This window comes from Paenibacillus lupini (genome assembly GCF_011761355.1).
Classification (GTDB): domain Bacteria; phylum Bacillota; class Bacilli; order Paenibacillales; family Paenibacillaceae; genus Pristimantibacillus; species Pristimantibacillus lupini.
Map to the genome: position 1 here is coordinate 742,045 of NZ_JAASRW010000002.1, position 17,004 is coordinate 759,048.

Here is a 17,004-nt window from a genome sequence, read left to right on the forward strand (position 1 = left end):
GCAACATCTTACTTCCAACGGCATATAGTTAAACGATCGAATCATCGGAATGCCGGATGGAGGTGTCGAGGCCAGTGAGTTACCAAAAGTACGGCATTCGACCGCAACTGGTCGAACGCGTCAAAATCAAACTGAAAAATCCGGTCGTAAAGGACCGGATGCGGCTGCTGCTGGGCAACGTGACAAAGTATGATTTGCAGGACCGGGTAAAGGTAAGGAAGCTCGTGAAAAATGCGACGGCTATTTTACAAGAACCTCTGACGGATATCCAGGAAGAACAGATTATTGATTTTGTGCTTGGGCAGAAAATAGACCCAAACAACACCTTCCATTTGCTGAAGCTATGGGGGATGTTTCGCTGACCGCTTGCGGTCGGCTTTTTTTTTATTTGTTTACAAGTAGGGATTTTAACAAATGGTTTTGGCTTGCACAGGGATTTCCCTGCATGATGCGCTGCATTGGATTTCCTCCAATGAGAGTAGGATGCAATGGAGATATCCTGACGCTACGTTGGATATTCTACAGTAGAATCGCGGAATTAAGCTTCTTGTTGCCAAAAGCAGCAGAATATAATGTATAAAATCCAATGTATTTCACGTTACGGTCGCCAACTCCGCATTATACTGTATGAATTCCAACCTCTGTTGAAATGGGAGGGGCTTCGTGATGACGCATTGGAAACTATCTATTTAGAGGTTTTCTCACCACAGATGAAGCTGGCCTCCGGGAGTTATGGGTTCAATGCAGTCGGCTGTGTCGTTCTTTACGCTTCCGACAGCGGAAGATACCGGATAAGCGTCTAGTTCATCTGCTGCGTATGGTACGAAGAGACGGCTTAGCGCCCGCGGGTCTTGTACCGAACGGTCGAGCCAGAGTGGCTCGTCCTCTTGGCGTAAGATTACTGGCATCCGGTCATGGATCGGAGCCATCAGCTCATTAGGTGAGGTCGTCAAAATGGTGCAGCTGCTGATTGTCGTTGTACCATCCGGAGCAAGCCAGGTCTCGTAAAGTCCGGCCATGCTGAAGAGGGAGTGGTCTTTGTGGACAATACGCATCGGCTGCTTGCCGCCGTCTGTCTTTTTCCATTCATAGAAGCCGTCGGCTGGAATGAGGCAGCGCTTGCGGCGAAGCGGCGTCTTAAAAGCTGGCTTCTCGGCAGCCGTCTCTGAGCGGGCGTTCAGCATTTTGTTACCGATCTTCGGGTCTTCCGCCCAAGGCGGAATAAGTCCCCATTGCAGCTCACCAAGGCGGTTGCGCTGCCCGTCATTAATAATGGCAAGCACCTGCTGGCCGGGTGCTACGTTATATTTGGGCCGATGATAAGGTACCTTCGTATCGCCAATCATATAACGAATCATCAGCTCCTCGAGCGATACCGTGATCGTATATCTTCCGCACATGGCAAGTCCTCCTAAAATGAATTGCCTCACAGATGGCTGTTTAATAGCCAATTTGTGGTGATTCATATTTCGTAAGCATAAGAAGTTCTTTATCCTTTTATTATGCATGAACAGGCAGTCTATCGGCAAATACTTGTGTTACCAAGATACTGAAGGAGGGCGGTCGATGCTAAGCGGGAAGAGGGGGCGCGGCCGCCGCGACTTTGGCCAAAGTAGAGGGAAAAGGAGCGGCCTCAGTAAAATCAAACAGCTGTTCTCGCTGCCTGCCGCGGCATGGGACTATGCGGTCGGCAAGTGGCATGGTATGGAGGCTTCGCATGAGATGCTCGCCGAAGCTGAACCGCTGCATATAGCGGAGGATGCTGCTTCGGAGCTAATGGCTGCCTGGCTGAAGCTGGAGAAGCAGCCTGCTGATGCGGATGTGGGGGTAATTAGCAGCGGAAACGGCGAGGGTAGTGATAGTGAGGCTCCGGCGAAAGCTGCGGCTATCACTTCTACGCAGGGGTGGAGCGGGGAGGAGAGTCTGCTGATCGAGCGGATTCTAGCGGAGACAGCTCGCCTTAACCGTAATAATGTGACGCGTACAGAAGCCTACCGCATGATGTATAAGCGTCATCCTGAGCTTCATTGGGCGATGCTGGCCCATCTTGTCTCCCGTAACGGCGGCTGGAATATGACCGATCTGGAGGGAGAGTGGCTGCCTCATTTATTGCCCGGAGGAAAACGCAAGGATGTATTTTTACTGCTGGAGCATGCCAATACGTTTATTTTCGGTGATGCTTATCCACAGTTATTGCTATATGAAGAAAGTATTCATGCAGAGCGGCCGCTCTTTCATTTGCTCCCCGCCTTTGGGGTAACACGGTTTATGCGACCTGTGTGGGAGCAGTTCTGGCGGCGGCGTGATCCTGTGCCGCTTACCGTTGCGCTTATTGTGAATGAGCAGCATTTTATTGAGCAGCGGGTCGTGCAGGATGATTACTTCCGGAGGAATGTAGTCGATACGTTCTTCTTTGGGATGCAGTCGCTGCTGCAGCTTAATGCGGTCATGTTTCCGTACCATTCGAGCAATGAGCTGCGATTGGCGGGACTTATTTTGGAGCATTTCGACGACTTGTCAGAGCGGATTGAGTTCGGTAAAGCTTTGTACGCAATCTTGTTTGGCGTACCGCGTGTACGCGAAGGAGCGCTGGCTTTTGTAGATAAGGGGCGCCATACGGGCTCGAGGGTAGACTATGCGCCGCAGATTTTTGCCCGGGTGCGCCGCGATCCACCGTCCGCCTTGTATAAAGAGCGTCTGCTTGGCGGCAAATTGCTGCCGGGAGCAGCTCCTTTATATAGCCCTGAGCTTGGTGACGCCTGGGCTGACCAGACACTAGAGGCGCCGGCACGAGGTGATTGGTTCCACTCTGCCGCAGACATTGCGCCGTACTTTCGCAGGCTGAAGCTGCCGCGCAGCTTCGAGCTGACGAATGAGTACGGCCTGCTGCTTAACAAGATCGAGCTTGCCGTTCTCGCTGCCGAGCAGCTCAGACTAGATGAGCAGGGAGTGGATGTAACGGGGCCGAGTAACAAAAAAACACCGCGCTGAAACGGTCAGCTGGCGGTGCTTGCAGAAAGTCACTTAAACATGTGTGAGATGTATTTGGCGATGCGGACGCTAATCTCGGCGCGGGCGGCATCACGGATCATGGAGAAGCGATCCTCGTATCCGCGGCAGACGAACTTATAATGGATCGCTCCATGCTCACTGTCGCTTTCTTCGAGAAATACACGGATATTTCGCTCTTTAAGCGCCTTGCGGACGGCGGTTAAGTCATTGTGAATATGACCCATTAAGACGCGGGAGGCTTTCATATACAGCTGCTTCATGGAGTAGGGAGACAATTCAATGTCCTTGCAGTTCTTATCCACGATGGTCAGCATCATGGGGAGCAGCACATAGTCACGAATAAGCTCAAGCTCCTCTTTGCTTGGAACGGGGACAGGTCCGGAAGCTTTTGGCGTCTCGCGCCGCTGCAAATATTGCTCTCGATGTTCGGGCAGCATCATCCGGCTGGATTCCCAGCGGCCATTGCCTTCCAGTTTCTTGCTCATTTGTAGTGTCCTCCAATTTTGACGCTGCGCTCACGGGCCTGGGCTGCCTCTAGCAGCGAGGAAGCCCGCAGAATCGAGGTCGTTCCGAATTTATGACGGATCGCATCCGTGACGCGATCCAGCTTTCTTTCTTTTTCCCTGTTGCCGAACAGAGAAAGTTGGTATTGATCGTCAGGTACCAGCTTAGATAACGTAACGCCTAGCTTGCGGACGGGGAGACGATCCCAATGCGCATAAAATAACGTCCTCGCCGCAGCAAATACTTCCTTCGTAATATTGGTCGGATCCGGCACCGTCATCTGACGGAAAAAGCCGGTTGGCCGGTCGAAATCCGCCCCTTGCGCGCCTGCTGCAACAACGCTGCCCATATAGCCCTTCGCGCGGCTGCGCCGGCACACTTCTTCGCTTAATTCCAGCAGGACAACGTCGATTTCCTGCGGCTTGCTGTAATCACGGGGCAGCGTCATCTGATGACCAACTGCTTGCTGCGCGTCATGCGTGCTTGGTTTTACCGGGCTTGGGTCAATGCCGTTCGCGGTCTGCCAGAACAATTCGGCTTGAATATCGCTGTTACGGCCCATCCGCGCCCGCAGCTTGCGCTTGAAATCCGGAAGCGGGAGCCTGCCGAGATCTCCAATTGTAGAAATCCCCATCCTCTCGAAATGTGCGGTCATCCGCGAGCCAACGCCAAACATTTTGTTCACAGGAAGCGGCCATAAGAGTGATTCAACAGCTGTTTTCGGGAGCGTGAATACGCCGGCTTCATTCTTTTTCGCCCAAATGTCGGTGGCCATCTTGGCCAGAATCTTGTTGGAGCTAATGCCAACTCGGGCCCATACGCCGGTGTAGAGCATAATCTTCGTCTGGATTTGCGTTGCGATCTCATCGGGCGTCCCGAAGTAAGATAAAGAACCGGTGACGTCCAGGAACTGCTCGTCGATGGAGAAGGGCTCCACCAGATCGGTAAACGAGCGGAAGATGTCGGTAATCATAAGCGAGACTTCGATGTAAGCCTGCATGCGTGGTCTAATAATGACAAGATGCGGACATTTGCCAAGCGCCTCGCCAAGTGTCTCGGCGGTCGTGACGCCGTACTGCTTCGCAAGCGGACAAGCGGCCAAAATAATGCCCGAACGCCGCGAAGGATCGCCGGCAACGACGACCGGATCGTTCTTATATTCGGGATGTGCGGCCTTCTCGACGGACGCGTAGAACGACTGGCAGTCAATCAGCATAATGACACGTTCCATAATCCCCACTCCAATACAAATACGAAAGTATGTTCGTATCTTATTATATACCGAATGTATGTTCGCTATGCAAGGGATATTTGGAGGTAATTTCAAACAGTTGGGTATGAGAGAGAGAGATGTCATATTCCTTAATTCTTTAGAATCATTCCAAATTCGTTGGAAAAATATAAAAAAATCTTGGAGGCCATTGGCGCAAGGGAAAAATAACATATTCCAGAATGAAGTTTTAGTTTCCATCTCTGAAAAGCATCAGAAAGCTGTGGGACAAGTCGTCTTACGATGGTTGACGCAAAGAGGAGTCGTGGTAATACCGAAATCTGTTCGTAAGGAAAGAATCCTGGAAAACATCAATATCTTCGATTTTGAATTAGGTCAGGAGGACATGAATAGGATTGCTGCTTTGGATACCAAAGTCAGCTTGTATCCTGGATCGGATCGCAATCCGGAAACCGTAAAATGGCTCTCTAATTATAAGGCTAACCTTTAGTGCTGGCACATGACTCTAACAGAGATCCGGATTCGGTAAGCTTATGAGCAGAAATTCTTGGAGGTAGTGGATTTCTAATAGTTATCTTAATTATTGTTTATTCAAACCCGATCAGGCTGATCGGGTTATTTTTTTGTTCGTGAATACATCCATTCTAATAGGTTCAAAACAACAAAGCGGCAGCTGATCTTAAGAAGATCAGCTGCCGTTTATATTGAAGTAAGGGCATTACATAACCATCATTGATTATCCATCGTCGTTCCCCTTGTCCCCCCGTTAGGAAGCTATTACATCGGTATCAATGTTAGCATTATCTGAGTATTTATTGTGGCTCAAAATCAAATAATAACGTGGTACTGTAAAAAAAGGATGATTGTTACAGTTGAAAACAAATAAGAGGTGGCCAATGCAAAAACTAGAAGACGGAAACAAGAGCCAAATAGATGGAAATATGTCTAATAAATTAACGTCAGCTGAAATCGGGAAATTATGGGCGACCTATATGGGGAACAGCATGGCCCGGTGCGTGCTGCGCTATTTTTTGCAAAATGTGGACGATGCAGATATTCGAAATGTTCTGAATGAAGCGCTTCAAATAGCCGACCGGTTCACCAGAACGGTAGCGGATATTTTCACCCGGGAGGGTCATCCGGTACCTATCGGCTACACGGAAGATGACGTAAATTTAGAAGCTCCCCGGTTGTTTGCCGATGAATTTTATTTGCATTACTTGAAGTATACCTGTAAAGCGGGAATTAGTATTTACGGAATCGCAGTGCCTTTAATGAGCCGGCAGGACGTCCGCGAATTCTTTACTGATTGCCTCACACTAACAGTCAAATTAGTTAATGACGTTAATGATTTACTGGATATGAAAGGACTTTTGGTCAAACCGCCGTATATACCCGTTCCGGACAGAATCGATTTTGTCAAAAAACAACGGTATTTAGATGGTTTCTTCGGGGATGTTCGTCCGCTTCAATCGCTGGAAATAACCCATATTTACGATAACATTCAAAATAACGCTACCAGTTGCGCAGTATTGGTAGGCTTTTGCCAAGCGGCCAAGCTCGAGCAAGTTAGGAATTACTTCAAGAGAGGGAAAGAAATCGCACTGAAGGAATACGATATTTTGACCCGGCTAATGCACAAAGAGGATTTGTCGTCATATCCGCTCTTGAATCACCTCGTTACCGATTCAACCATATCGCCATTTTCGGATAAAATAATGCTTACCCATAAAATGGACATGTTTGCCATGCGGGTCAGGACATATGGCAATGCGTTGGCCTTTAGCGCAAGACATGACGTGGCGGCTACATTCGCAAGATTCATCGTCGAAGTAGGAAATTACGTAGAGGATGGAGCCAATACAATGATTGATTTGGGTTGGATGGAACAGCCCCCGCAAGCGGCGGATCGCAATACGCTAACAAAGGGGTAGGAGATGGCCAGAGCGTCCCGAACCGAGGCTTTATTGTGGAGTATCGCTTTGCCAGGATTCGGTCAGCTCCTTAACGGTAAATATGTAAAGGGCATCCTGCTGATCACCTTGGAATTTCTTATTAACTTGAAGTCCCATTTGAATTGGGTTATTATAACGAGCTTTCACGGCGATCTTCCAACGATCGAACAAACCAATATGGAGTGGCTTATGTTCTACCCTTGTGTCTACATGTTCGGAATTTGGGACGCCTATAAAGATGGCGGGGATGATCTAAAACCTAATGCTTCATTCCCTTTCGCTTTCGGAGCCTTCATTGGGACGATTGGTGTTGTTTTTTCAAAGGATTTTTTGGGAGCTGTTTGGCTTGGGCTATTAGGAATCGGAGCCGGTGTTTTAGTCGGAATAGGTCTTCAATCTTTCCTGCGAAACCGTTAGATGACATTTAAACATTTACGAGTAACTCTATGGAAAACTAAAAAACCTGACAATATGACAATTAATTGTTCAACGGGGAACGTTAGTTCAACAAAACAGCAGCAGTCTAGGACTTTATTTTCACGTCCATGTCTGCTGCTGTTCCATTTCTAGGGGTCAGTCCATGCTGGATGACATTAGCCATTACGCCGAGACGTACGATTTAGTATCGATACGCCGATTGATGGGCGAATGGGATGAAATCCGCTTGATGATTCAAACCAGCAATGATTCGCTTAAAGAGCGTTTCGAGTAGGAACTTAAGCTGCACTCGTGAAGAAAGCATTACGGAGGAGGCGATCTGTATAACCCGAGAAGAAGCATTCCGCTTTCTTTGCATTTTATATAATCCTCAATCCAGACGGTTTGATATGATCCGCAATTATCGTTTAAATGACTTCCTGCAAGGCAATAATGGTCTACATCATAGATCATTAGAGGGGTGCGTTTGAATGGACAACCCTAATTTGCAAGCAAGTCTAAAAGTAAACATAGAGAGTATCAAGTCCTGCACGAACGGGAGCGATGACCTCATTGTTCGTGAGTTTCGCATTGGGTCAGGCAGGGCCGAGAGGGACATCGCAATCCTGTATTTTGATGGATTAACCGATGAGCGATCGATTAATCAATTTATTATGGAACCCCTTATGCAATATGGGCATCTGCAAGGAGATCGTAGCGACTCCAAAGAAAATCATTTGCTGGATCGATTGAAGAACTCCGTATTGACGGTCGGTCAAATTCGTGAAGTTGACCGTTTTGAATGGGCGTCGGATTCGTTAATGAACGGAAGCATCGTTGTTATGCTGGATGGATATCTGACTGGTCTAAGCATCTCCATGGCAGGCTGGGAGCAAAGGGCTGTCAGCGAACCAACCAACCAGACGGTTATTCGGGGACCGAAAGAGGCTTTTACTGAAAATATCACTGTCAATACGGCATTGATTCGTCGGATCATCAAAGATCCTCGTCTGACGCTCAAAAACAGGAAAATTGGAAAAGTGACCAAAACAAATGTTTCTATCATGTATATTGCGGGAATTGCGGACGAGGAAGCTTTGAAAGAAGTAAACAAGCGGCTGGAGGCCATCGATACCGATTCTATTCTGGAAAGCGGCTATATTGAAGAGTTCATTCAAGAGGAATCCTATACTATTTTTCCTACCGTGCAGAATACGGAAAGGCCCGACTCTGTAGCTGCTTCGCTGCTTGAAGGCCGGATCGCTATTTTGATTGACGGAACTCCGCATGTACTCTTGGTGCCCGCTTTATTCGTGCAGTTTTTCCAAGCCGCCGAAGATTACTATCAACGCGCCGATATTAGCACTTTGATTAGGGTTCTGCGTTACTTCGGACTCTTCATCGCCACGCTTGTCCCGTCGCTGTATATAGCGATTACGACCTATCAGCAGGAAATGCTGCCCACCCAGTTGCTGATCAGCTTGGCTGCTCAGCGAGAAGGTGTGCCATTTCCCGCTTTTATCGAAGCGTTGATCATGGAAGCAACCTATGAAATTTTGCGGGAGGCTGGAGTACGCATGCCAAGGGCCGTTGGTCAAGCCGTCTCGATAGTGGGAACTTTGGTGATCGGACAAGCTGCCGTTGAAGCAGGAATTATCTCCGCAAGCATGATTATTGTCGTATCTATAACAGCCATATCAAGCTATGTGATCCCGGAGTTCGACATGTCGATTGCCGTAAGAATCCTCCGATTTATCTTTATGGGACTCGCCGCTGCATTTGGTATGTTCGGAGTCTTCGTAGGAATGAGCCTCCTGCTGCTTCACTTGAGCAACTTGCGCTCTTTTGGCGTACCTTACATGGCTCCGGTCGGCCCGATTAACATAGGCGATCAAAAGGATGTCATTCTGCGCGTTCCCCATAATAGCATGAACACTAGGCCCAGTATGTTCAGCAAACTAAATCCGATTCGTCAACGTCGCGCTAGGAATAAGGGCAAATGATGATCCGAAAGTTGGTTTCACTGTTACTGGCAATCTCCCTCGTCTTGCCGCTTGCGGGCTGCTGGGACAGGCGGGAGTTAAACGAGCTTGCTATATCCGTCGCTATGGGGATCGACAAATCTGGCAGCCAGTATCAAGTAACGGTTCAGGTCGTTCAACCGGGGGAAGTCGCTATGCAAAAAGGGGGAAGCGAGGGCATGACCCCTGTTACGTTATATAAAGCGGAGGGAACCACGATTTTCGAAGCTATCCGCAAAATGACGACTGTCAGCTCCAGAAAAATTTATGCGGCCCATCTTCGCATTATCGTGATTGGAGAAGAGCTGGCCCGGGAAGGCATTGGCGATGCCTTGGACATTTTGTCCAGAGATTACGAACTCCGCTCGGATTCTTTTCTGCTCATTGCCAAAGGGACAACTGCAGCTCATACCCTGGGAATATTAACCCCTTTAGAAAAAATTCCGGCTAATAAAATATATGAATCCATCCAAACCTCCGAAAAAGTGTGGGCACCCGTGATATCGGTTACGTTGGATAAATTTATCAACGATATTGAAAGCAAGGGCAAGAATCCGGTCATAAGCGGCATCAAGGTAAGCGGAAGCAATGAGAAGGGAGGCTCATTAGGAAATATGAAGACCACTCAGCCAGCTGTAAGCATACAAAATAATGGCTTGGCGGTATTCCGGAAGGATCGATTGATCGGATGGTTAAATCAGGAAGATAGCAAGGGATACAACTACATTCTTAATAATATCGTCAGCACCGTAGGCCATGTTGACTGCCCTCATGGCGGCCAAGTCGCACTTGAAGTCATACATTCGGAAGCCCAAATAAAAAGCTCTTTCCAGAACGGACGACCTCGTCTTGCCGTTGAGCTGCGAACTGAACAAAATGTAGGGGAGGTCAAATGCCAAATCGATTTGACCGATATGCAGGTTATTAGGGAATTGGAACAACAAGCGGAGCAAGTTTTGCAGGGAATCCTGGAGCATTTGCTGGAAGTGTCACAAAAAAAGTACAAATCAGATTTCATAGGGTTTGGCAACGCCCTTCATCGCAGTAATCCCGGTGAATGGAGATCATTAAAGACGGATTGGGATGAAATTTTTGAGGATGCTGAAACGGATGTCACGGTCAAGGTGAAGATTAAAAGGACCGGTACAGTGACGAATTCGTTTATGGAAGAGAGGGAATAGACGAATATGTGGATGGTAGCCGGGCTTCTTGCAGCAGCAGGTGTTTGCGCCGCCTATGAAATTCCTTCGTTAAAGGCATACAAGAAGGATCTCTGGGTTTTCTCTCTCTTGTTATTGCTCGGAACCGCATTAAGTATAGTCGCGGCCTTACAGGGGCATATTCCAAATCCGTTAGATTGGATAGCGGCTATATTTAAACCGGCAGGCTATTGGATGCAGAATTATTTTAAATAAGTTCGGGGAGTGAAGGGGATTGCCGAAAATCGAGAAGATATCCAATCGACAATTGATGGTGCTCGTCTTTTTGTATACGATCGGCAGCACCATCTTGATTATCCCTTCTGGCTTGGCCGCGATAGCCAAGCAGGATGCCTGGATCGGAGCGTTAGTTGGCGTCGTTATGGGAGGGGTAACGGTAGGGTTATATATTTTACTATGGCGGTTGTTCCCTGGCAGAACCTTTGTCGGTATATGTGAGGCCGTTCTTGGGAAATGGATCGGGGCTTTGCTGTCGATCATGTTTATGTTTTATTCATTTATCGGTTCAGTAACCGTTTTGTTTTATGCAGGTAACTTCTTCAAGATCAATTTTCTGCCGCATACGCCGTTTCCGCTTATCAACATCCTTTTTGCAGCCGTAGTCGTCATTGGCGTGCGGATGGGATTGGAGACAATCTCTAGGACTTCGGAACTCATGCTTCCATGGGTTCTTATTCTCTTGGCCGTATTGGTATTCACTCTCGCACCGGAAATTAACACGGAGAATATGCTGCCTGTTTTCGAGTTTGGATGGAAATCATTATTTTGGGCGGGCTTTTCGTTCGCGGGAACGGCATACATGCCTATCGTGTTTTTATTCGCTGTTTTTCCTAGTGTCCTCAATGTGGAGAAGGCCCAAATCGGCATGTATTTTGCCGCCATCATGGGAGGGATTTGCGTTGTTTTGATCACCCTGTTGTGCATCATGATTCTAGGTCCGAATATTACATCGAGAAGCATGTTTCCCAGTTATGCCTTAGTTAAGAAAATCAGTATCGGCAATTTTTTTCAACGGGTCGAAGTCATTATGGCCGGATTGTGGTTTGTTACAACCTTTCTTAAAACCACCTTTTATTTTTACGGCTGGGTATCGAGTTTATCGGAAATATTGAAATTGAACAATTATCGTTCTCTCACTTTGCCTTGTGGAATCATAATGATCGTTTTCTCTCTTGTTGTTTATCCTGATGTAGTATATATGCAATATTGGGATTCTACTATATTTCCGCCATATATTCTTACTATGGGCATCTTCATCCCGCTATTATTATGGATAGCTGGACTGACTAAGAAAAAGCTAAACTTAGATTCTAAAAAAAATGAGTGAGGCGTCAGCGGAACCGCCCTCCTGCAGCTTGTATAATAATCACTTCAAATATTGCAGACGAAAAATTTCTGACATTTGCTTTCTATGGGCTGTAGTCTGCTAAGGGGATTTGCCGAAAACTTAATAAAAAAAATCACACACATAGTGTTAGATAATATTCAAGAATTAAAAACTAGCAGAAATATTGTGAGATGATATTTGAACTCTTGAGATATCTAAATGTTAATTATATGCGACATTATTTCGATGAGCATATCAGCAGAAATTCTTGGAAGTAGTGAATTTTTAAAAGTTATTTAATAATAGTTTATTATTGAAACCCGATCAGTCCTTTTTGGGTTATTTTTAAGGTTATTATTTATAAGTAGGCAATGGATGTATAAAGAGAAAAATCCCTCTAAATTTAGTAAGAGAAAAATTCTATGCCCCTATTATAGTCTTGAGAATCACACGCTCTGTTAATCTAACTGGGAACTCTACCATGAAAGAACGTAATGACTTTGTTGCTCTATGATGCAGATGTGGATGCATGGATGGCTAACGGGCAGCGGAGGATAGTTCCAATGATTGGCAATGTGGTATGATCTTCTATGATCAAGTGACATTTGATTGCTGAGGGTAACACGGAGTTTTAAGATCAATGAGTAAGGAAGAGCCTACTCAACTGGCCAATATGACCATCACATAGAGGTGAGCTATATCATAATTCGAGAGATATGTACCTGCCCATTAGAGATCGTTCACGACATTATAAAAGGCAAATGGAAAACCATGATCATATATCAATTAAAAAATGGCAATACCTCTTTAGCTCAACTTGAGCGAGATATTGACGGGATCACCCAGAAGATGTTGTTACAGCACCTTAGAGAACTTCAATCTTGTGCGATCGTGGATAAAATCAAAACGGAAGGTTATCCGTTGCATGTAGAATACTTTCTTACTGACCGCGGGAGAAAGCTCCTGGAAGCAGTACTGATTATGCAAGAGATAGGTATTGAATTCATGCTGGAATGGGGACAAACCGACCTCCTTGATCGTAAAGGCATAAACTATAAAAAGTAGCTTCGTACACCCATACCCACAAATTAGTGGGTAATTTACGCTTCATTTATCTGAGACTAAAATACTTTTTAGAACCAGCATAAATACAGGTAAAGGAGCCGTAAAACATGACTACAGCATTATTAATGGTAGACATTCAAAAGGATTATTTCAAAGGAGGTAGAAATGAATTATTCAATAGCGATCAGGCGGTCATGCATGCGCGTGAAGCATTGACACTGTTCCGAAATAAAAATTTACCCATTGTACATATTCAGTGTATTCTTCTTGATGAGAATGCAACATTTTTTCTTCCAGATACCGAAGGAATCAAAATTCATGAAAAAGTGCAACCCCGATCTGACGAAAAAGTTATAGTGAAACATACTCCGGATAGCTTTTTTCAAACTGAATTACATCAATATCTTGAATCGATTAAAGTAACGCGGTTAGTCATTTGCGGCATGATGAGCCACATCTGTATTGATTCGACTGTAAGAACGGCACATCGATTGGGTTTTGAAGTCATTCTGCTGAGTGAAGCTTGCGCCACCAAAGATTTAATATGGAACGACACATTAATTCCCGCAAAAACCGTTCATGATACCTTTATGGCATCCTTACAAGATACCTTTGCTAAAACAATGAACATCAACAGTCTTTATAAAACGGTTTAACTTGTTCTTTTCACAAACTTGAGCCAACGGCGAAGAGGTTTAGAGAAAGGATTACGCGGTCAATAAGTGAATATCCTTGGAACAGGTTCATAACTTTGAACTTCATTCTAAGTACATGAAAGTACTTATACAAATACAAATTTATTTATGATGACTTTGGTCATGGACATTGCTGTCATAACTTCTTTACAACGTTACCCATAAACCTTGACACTATGAAAAAGCTGTTGAATATTTTAATGTGAGCTCTCTAAGTTTTTATGAATTTAAGGTTGAGGATTTATCATCAATTGCAAACTTGGACAAAGTCGAATGTAACGATAAATTGAAGTCGAAAGGAAGCAACTATGAACGCTATAGAAGCTATAGTTCAGAATTTAAATGAGATTCGACGCAGAAGCATGATTATTTGGGGAAGTATTCCGCATGAGTTTTTGGACTGGAGACCGGATTCGGAAGCAATGAGCATAAAAGAGATGATCCGCCATGTCCTGGATAGTGAACATTATTACCATCTTGCCTTGTTGAATGAGGGAAGTCTAACCGCGTATGAATCCCCTTATGAGGCTCGTACTTTTACAACGCTCCAAGAGGAACTCAACTTTTCAGAAACCTATCGGAATGAATTTATGGATACAGTAAAATCCTATACACAAGAGGATTTAACAAGAATCCAAATTGATAGAAAAGACGTAGGTTACATTCGATCATTAGGCGACATGCTTTTGAGAATTGCTTATCATGAAGCAGTCCATTCAGGTCAACTTTTAGATTATTTAAGATTAGCCGGATTAAAGCGGCCAAAGGTATGGGATTGAAGTTTAAGAAAGATAGATTGAGCTAACTGGGAACTATAGTTCAATCAATAAAGCTGCAGTAGATCTGAGGATCAGCTGCAGCTTTTGTTGAGCTAATCCAGCTAATAGCTTGTCATTTTTATTAAGCTAGAGTTCCTTAATAGTTGGGCGGAATGACCGACCAGATTTGACAGTGGATGGGGCGAAGGTTGCATGGCTTAAGTCCTCCTGATATGTGAATATCCGGTAGTTGGAGCACTTTCTAATATTTCCCACCTTGTTATGATAGTTAACATAGCCCTTCACCGGGCAAGCCATATAGGTCAGAGGAGGAGTGTATGTGGTAAAACGCAATCTTTTCAGTCTGATTTCGTCGTTCATTCTGGTTGGTGGACTTCTAATGCCAGCTGCGGCAACGGCAGCGCCGGTCAAGCAGACAAGCTATAATGCGAATCCCAGTGTACGGGATGTTGGTACGAAGCTGAGGGCCGATGCGCTTGAGAGTGTTAAAGCCGAAGGCAGGCTTGACTTGTCCGGCAGTAAAGCGGCGGCGGATGCCGGCTCTTCTTCGGGCGAAGCCGGATTGACGGAAGCAAATGTCGGTACCATTAAGCCATGGCTGACGAACAACGACGTTACTGGCCAGTATTATTTGACGAACTTTACTCTCCGCGCCGTCGGTGAGAACGGAGAAGTATGGGTGGCGAACAATCTTAAGTTCCCAGACGGGGATCCTCGGAACGTCTCTGTTCAAATTACCGACGCGCAGGTTCAGTATTTGCTGAACGAATTCGAAACCCGCATCTATCCCAAAGAAATCGAGTATTTCGCACCGCCTGCCGAACGCAAAGGCAATGACGGCTATAACGGCCTGTATAAGGACGACAGCGGACGCGTCGTTATCTTGATTGACAACATCAAGGACCAAAGCTACTACGACCCGAACTATCCGAGCTACATCGCGGGTTACTTCTCCCCGACGATCAGCGATTTTACTGACCGCAATGTCATGACGATTGACAGTTTGGATTGGTTGAACCGGACCGGACCAAATGCCGCTAAGCCATATCTCTATGAGGGCGTATTCGCCCATGAGTTTCAGCATTTGCTGCACCGGGATACCGATCCGGCTGAAGAAAGCTTCATTAATGAAGGCTTGTCCGACTTTGCCCAATACATGGTTGGATACGGCCACTCCACCGACCATGTGAACGAATTTTTGTCGAATCTCCGCAACTCTCTTACCTTATGGGGTGATCAGTCTGATCTCCAAATTCTTGCCGATTACGGTAACGCCTACCTGTTCCAGCTGTATCTCTACGACCATTATGGAGAATCATTTATCCAGACTTTGTTCCACGATCCGTACACCGGCATGAGGGGCGTGGAAGATGCGCTCGCCGAAGCCGGTATCAGCAAAACGTTTGCTAAAGTTTACGCCGACTACATGACGGCAGTTGTGCTCGACAACGGGTATCAAGGCGACTCCTCCACGTACAAGTTCAACTCGATCGACCTGACTCCCGACTTTGCCTCCTCGGTCTTGCCAGACAATACTTCTCCTGCATGGGGAACAGACTTCAAAGTGATCACGCCGGATTCGAAGATCGATCATCTGTACTTCCAGGGGCTCGACTTCCTGCGCACTAACTGGAAGCCAGTGGAAGATCCCGAACGCGGAACGGTTCTTTGGGGCAATCGAGGCGACTTGGCTGACAATTTTCTGATCAAGGAACTGGATCTGACCGGTCAATCTGCGCCTGAACTCAGCTTCGATACCAGCTACAACATCGAAGAGCAGTGGGACTTCGGCGCCGTACAGGTATCTGAGGACGGAGGGAAGACCTGGAAGTCGCTATCCAATGGGGATACCCGCAGCGATCCGGTCGAAGAAGGCTATCCGAAGATCGCAGCGAATCTGCCGGGCTTCACGGGCAACTCTGACGGTTGGAAGACGGAGACGTTTGATCTAACCGCTTATGCCGGGAAGAAGGTTCTGCTCGGATTCCGCTACTTGACGGATTGGGGCTACAACGAAGCCGGCTGGTACTTGTCCAATCTGCGGCTGAACGGAATTGTGATCGATCCGATGACTGGCACCTCCGGCTTTAAGAGCTTGGAGCAGACTACCGGCCAGTACGTGAATTATCAGGTTGAATTCATTGGCTTCATGAAGAACTACGACAAGCAAAAGGAAAAAGAGCATGATAACCAGGTCAAAGTCATCCGTCTGCCGGATCTTATTCATGTATCAGAATCCGATCGTATAGAGCTTGCCGATATGCTCCACAACTCGAAGTACGACCGAATTATCATGATGACGACGTATGCTTCTCCCGAAGGCACCAGCAACAGCGTGCCTTACGATTATGATGTGGTTCTTAAGAATACCGGGAAGAAAAGCAAGGCTGCGAGCAGCTAGCGATAAGCAGAAGTAACAAAGCAACGATGTATGTCAGCGTAAAATAAAGAAGACGCCTGAACGTCTTCTTTATTTTCATGGGATGGGATGGGATTGGAAGAGACATCATCGCAGGATTCAACTTCAAATTGACGCTCAGAGAGAGATCTCGAGACGTTAAGCCAGTAATGACTGGTAGGTTCCATACCCACGATTGCGCGCTAAGGCTATGAGTTACTTGCAATGAGTGGATCCAACGAAGAAGATTTTGAAAGCCATCTTCATTGTTTGAGAAAGAAAGCTTCTAAATGGGCTATTCTCCGGAAGACAAAAAGCTGCAGGGGTTCGTTCATAATGAATAAGGGGATGGCTGCAGCCATCCCCTTATTCATTATTTC

15 protein-coding genes and 1 pseudogene are annotated in these 17,004 nt (G+C 46.3%); 13 read left to right on the forward strand and 3 right to left on the reverse strand.

Translation table 11 applies throughout. From position 1 onward, the window contains the following. Positions 1–74: 74 nt before the first annotated feature. Complete coding sequence (locus tag FHS17_RS08905) at positions 75–362, forward strand: stage VI sporulation protein F (RefSeq protein WP_167278027.1); 288 nt, start codon at positions 75–77, stop codon at positions 360–362. 339 nt (positions 363–701) lie between these two features. Here FHS17_RS08905 and FHS17_RS08910 read toward each other — a convergent pair whose 3' ends face one another. After that, complete coding sequence (locus FHS17_RS08910) at positions 702–1,400, reverse strand: SOS response-associated peptidase (protein ID WP_167278028.1); 699 nt, start codon at positions 1,398–1,400, stop codon at positions 702–704. A 166-nt stretch (positions 1,401–1,566) separates the two neighbouring features. Here FHS17_RS08910 and FHS17_RS08915 point away from each other — a divergent pair, with 166 nt between their 5' ends. After that, positions 1,567–2,991, forward strand: coding sequence for a DUF2515 domain-containing protein (locus FHS17_RS08915; RefSeq protein WP_167278029.1), 1,425 nt, complete (start codon positions 1,567–1,569; stop codon positions 2,989–2,991). A gap of 29 nt (positions 2,992–3,020) precedes the next feature. On the opposite strand, the gene FHS17_RS08920 is transcribed toward FHS17_RS08915, so the two are convergent. Continuing rightward, entirely contained in the window at positions 3,021–3,497 is a 477-nt protein-coding gene (locus FHS17_RS08920) for a YhjD family protein (protein WP_167278030.1), read from the reverse strand. After that, positions 3,494–4,747, reverse strand: a complete 1,254-nt coding sequence (locus FHS17_RS08925) for a DNA polymerase IV (RefSeq protein WP_167278031.1) — start codon at positions 4,745–4,747, stop codon at positions 3,494–3,496. Before FHS17_RS08925 ends, FHS17_RS08920 begins: the two co-directional genes overlap by 4 nt. Positions 4,748–4,922: 175 nt before the next feature. Between FHS17_RS08925 and FHS17_RS30480 the strand changes: the two are divergent. The 11 genes and pseudogenes from FHS17_RS30480 to FHS17_RS31055 form a co-directional block, all read left to right on the forward strand. Beyond that, positions 4,923–5,237 (forward strand): annotated as a pseudogene (locus tag FHS17_RS30480) (aldo/keto reductase); the annotation flags it as partial. Positions 5,238–5,643: 406 nt separating this feature from the next. Beyond that, entirely contained in the window at positions 5,644–6,681 is a 1,038-nt protein-coding gene (locus FHS17_RS08935; protein WP_243865247.1) for a DUF3231 family protein, read from the forward strand. 3 nt (positions 6,682–6,684) lie between these two features. Beyond that, a complete protein-coding gene (locus tag FHS17_RS08940; RefSeq protein ID WP_167278033.1) occupies positions 6,685–7,119 on the forward strand; it encodes a hypothetical protein in 435 nt (144 codons plus the stop codon). 163 nt (positions 7,120–7,282) lie between these two features. Continuing rightward, positions 7,283–7,414 carry a hypothetical protein gene (locus FHS17_RS30840; RefSeq protein WP_279590336.1) on the forward strand — a complete coding sequence of 44 codons (132 nt, stop codon included), beginning with the start codon at positions 7,283–7,285 and terminating at the stop codon, positions 7,412–7,414. Between the two features lie 196 nt (positions 7,415–7,610). Beyond that, positions 7,611–9,122 carry a spore germination protein gene (locus FHS17_RS08945; protein WP_167278034.1) on the forward strand — a complete coding sequence of 504 codons (1,512 nt, stop codon included), beginning with the start codon at positions 7,611–7,613 and terminating at the stop codon, positions 9,120–9,122. Next, positions 9,119–10,321, forward strand: a complete 1,203-nt coding sequence (locus tag FHS17_RS08950; protein WP_167278035.1) for a Ger(x)C family spore germination protein — start codon at positions 9,119–9,121, stop codon at positions 10,319–10,321. The genes FHS17_RS08945 and FHS17_RS08950 overlap by 4 nt, the downstream gene beginning before the upstream one ends. A 253-nt stretch (positions 10,322–10,574) precedes the next feature. Next, complete coding sequence (locus FHS17_RS08955; RefSeq protein ID WP_279590337.1) at positions 10,575–11,687, forward strand: GerAB/ArcD/ProY family transporter; 1,113 nt, start codon at positions 10,575–10,577, stop codon at positions 11,685–11,687. Between the two features lie 690 nt (positions 11,688–12,377). Continuing rightward, a complete protein-coding gene (locus tag FHS17_RS08960) occupies positions 12,378–12,752 on the forward strand; it encodes a winged helix-turn-helix transcriptional regulator (protein WP_341805805.1) in 375 nt (124 codons plus the stop codon). Between the two features lie 107 nt (positions 12,753–12,859). After that, complete coding sequence (locus FHS17_RS08965; protein ID WP_167278037.1) at positions 12,860–13,408, forward strand: cysteine hydrolase family protein; 549 nt, start codon at positions 12,860–12,862, stop codon at positions 13,406–13,408. A gap of 347 nt (positions 13,409–13,755) precedes the next feature. Next, positions 13,756–14,226 carry a DinB family protein gene (locus FHS17_RS08970; protein ID WP_167278038.1) on the forward strand — a complete coding sequence of 157 codons (471 nt, stop codon included), beginning with the start codon at positions 13,756–13,758 and terminating at the stop codon, positions 14,224–14,226. A 319-nt stretch (positions 14,227–14,545) separates the two neighbouring features. Then, on the forward strand, positions 14,546–16,627 hold the full coding sequence (locus tag FHS17_RS31055; RefSeq protein WP_167278039.1) for an immune inhibitor A domain-containing protein: 2,082 nt from the start codon (positions 14,546–14,548) through the stop codon (positions 16,625–16,627). Positions 16,628–17,004: the final 377 nt, after the last annotated feature.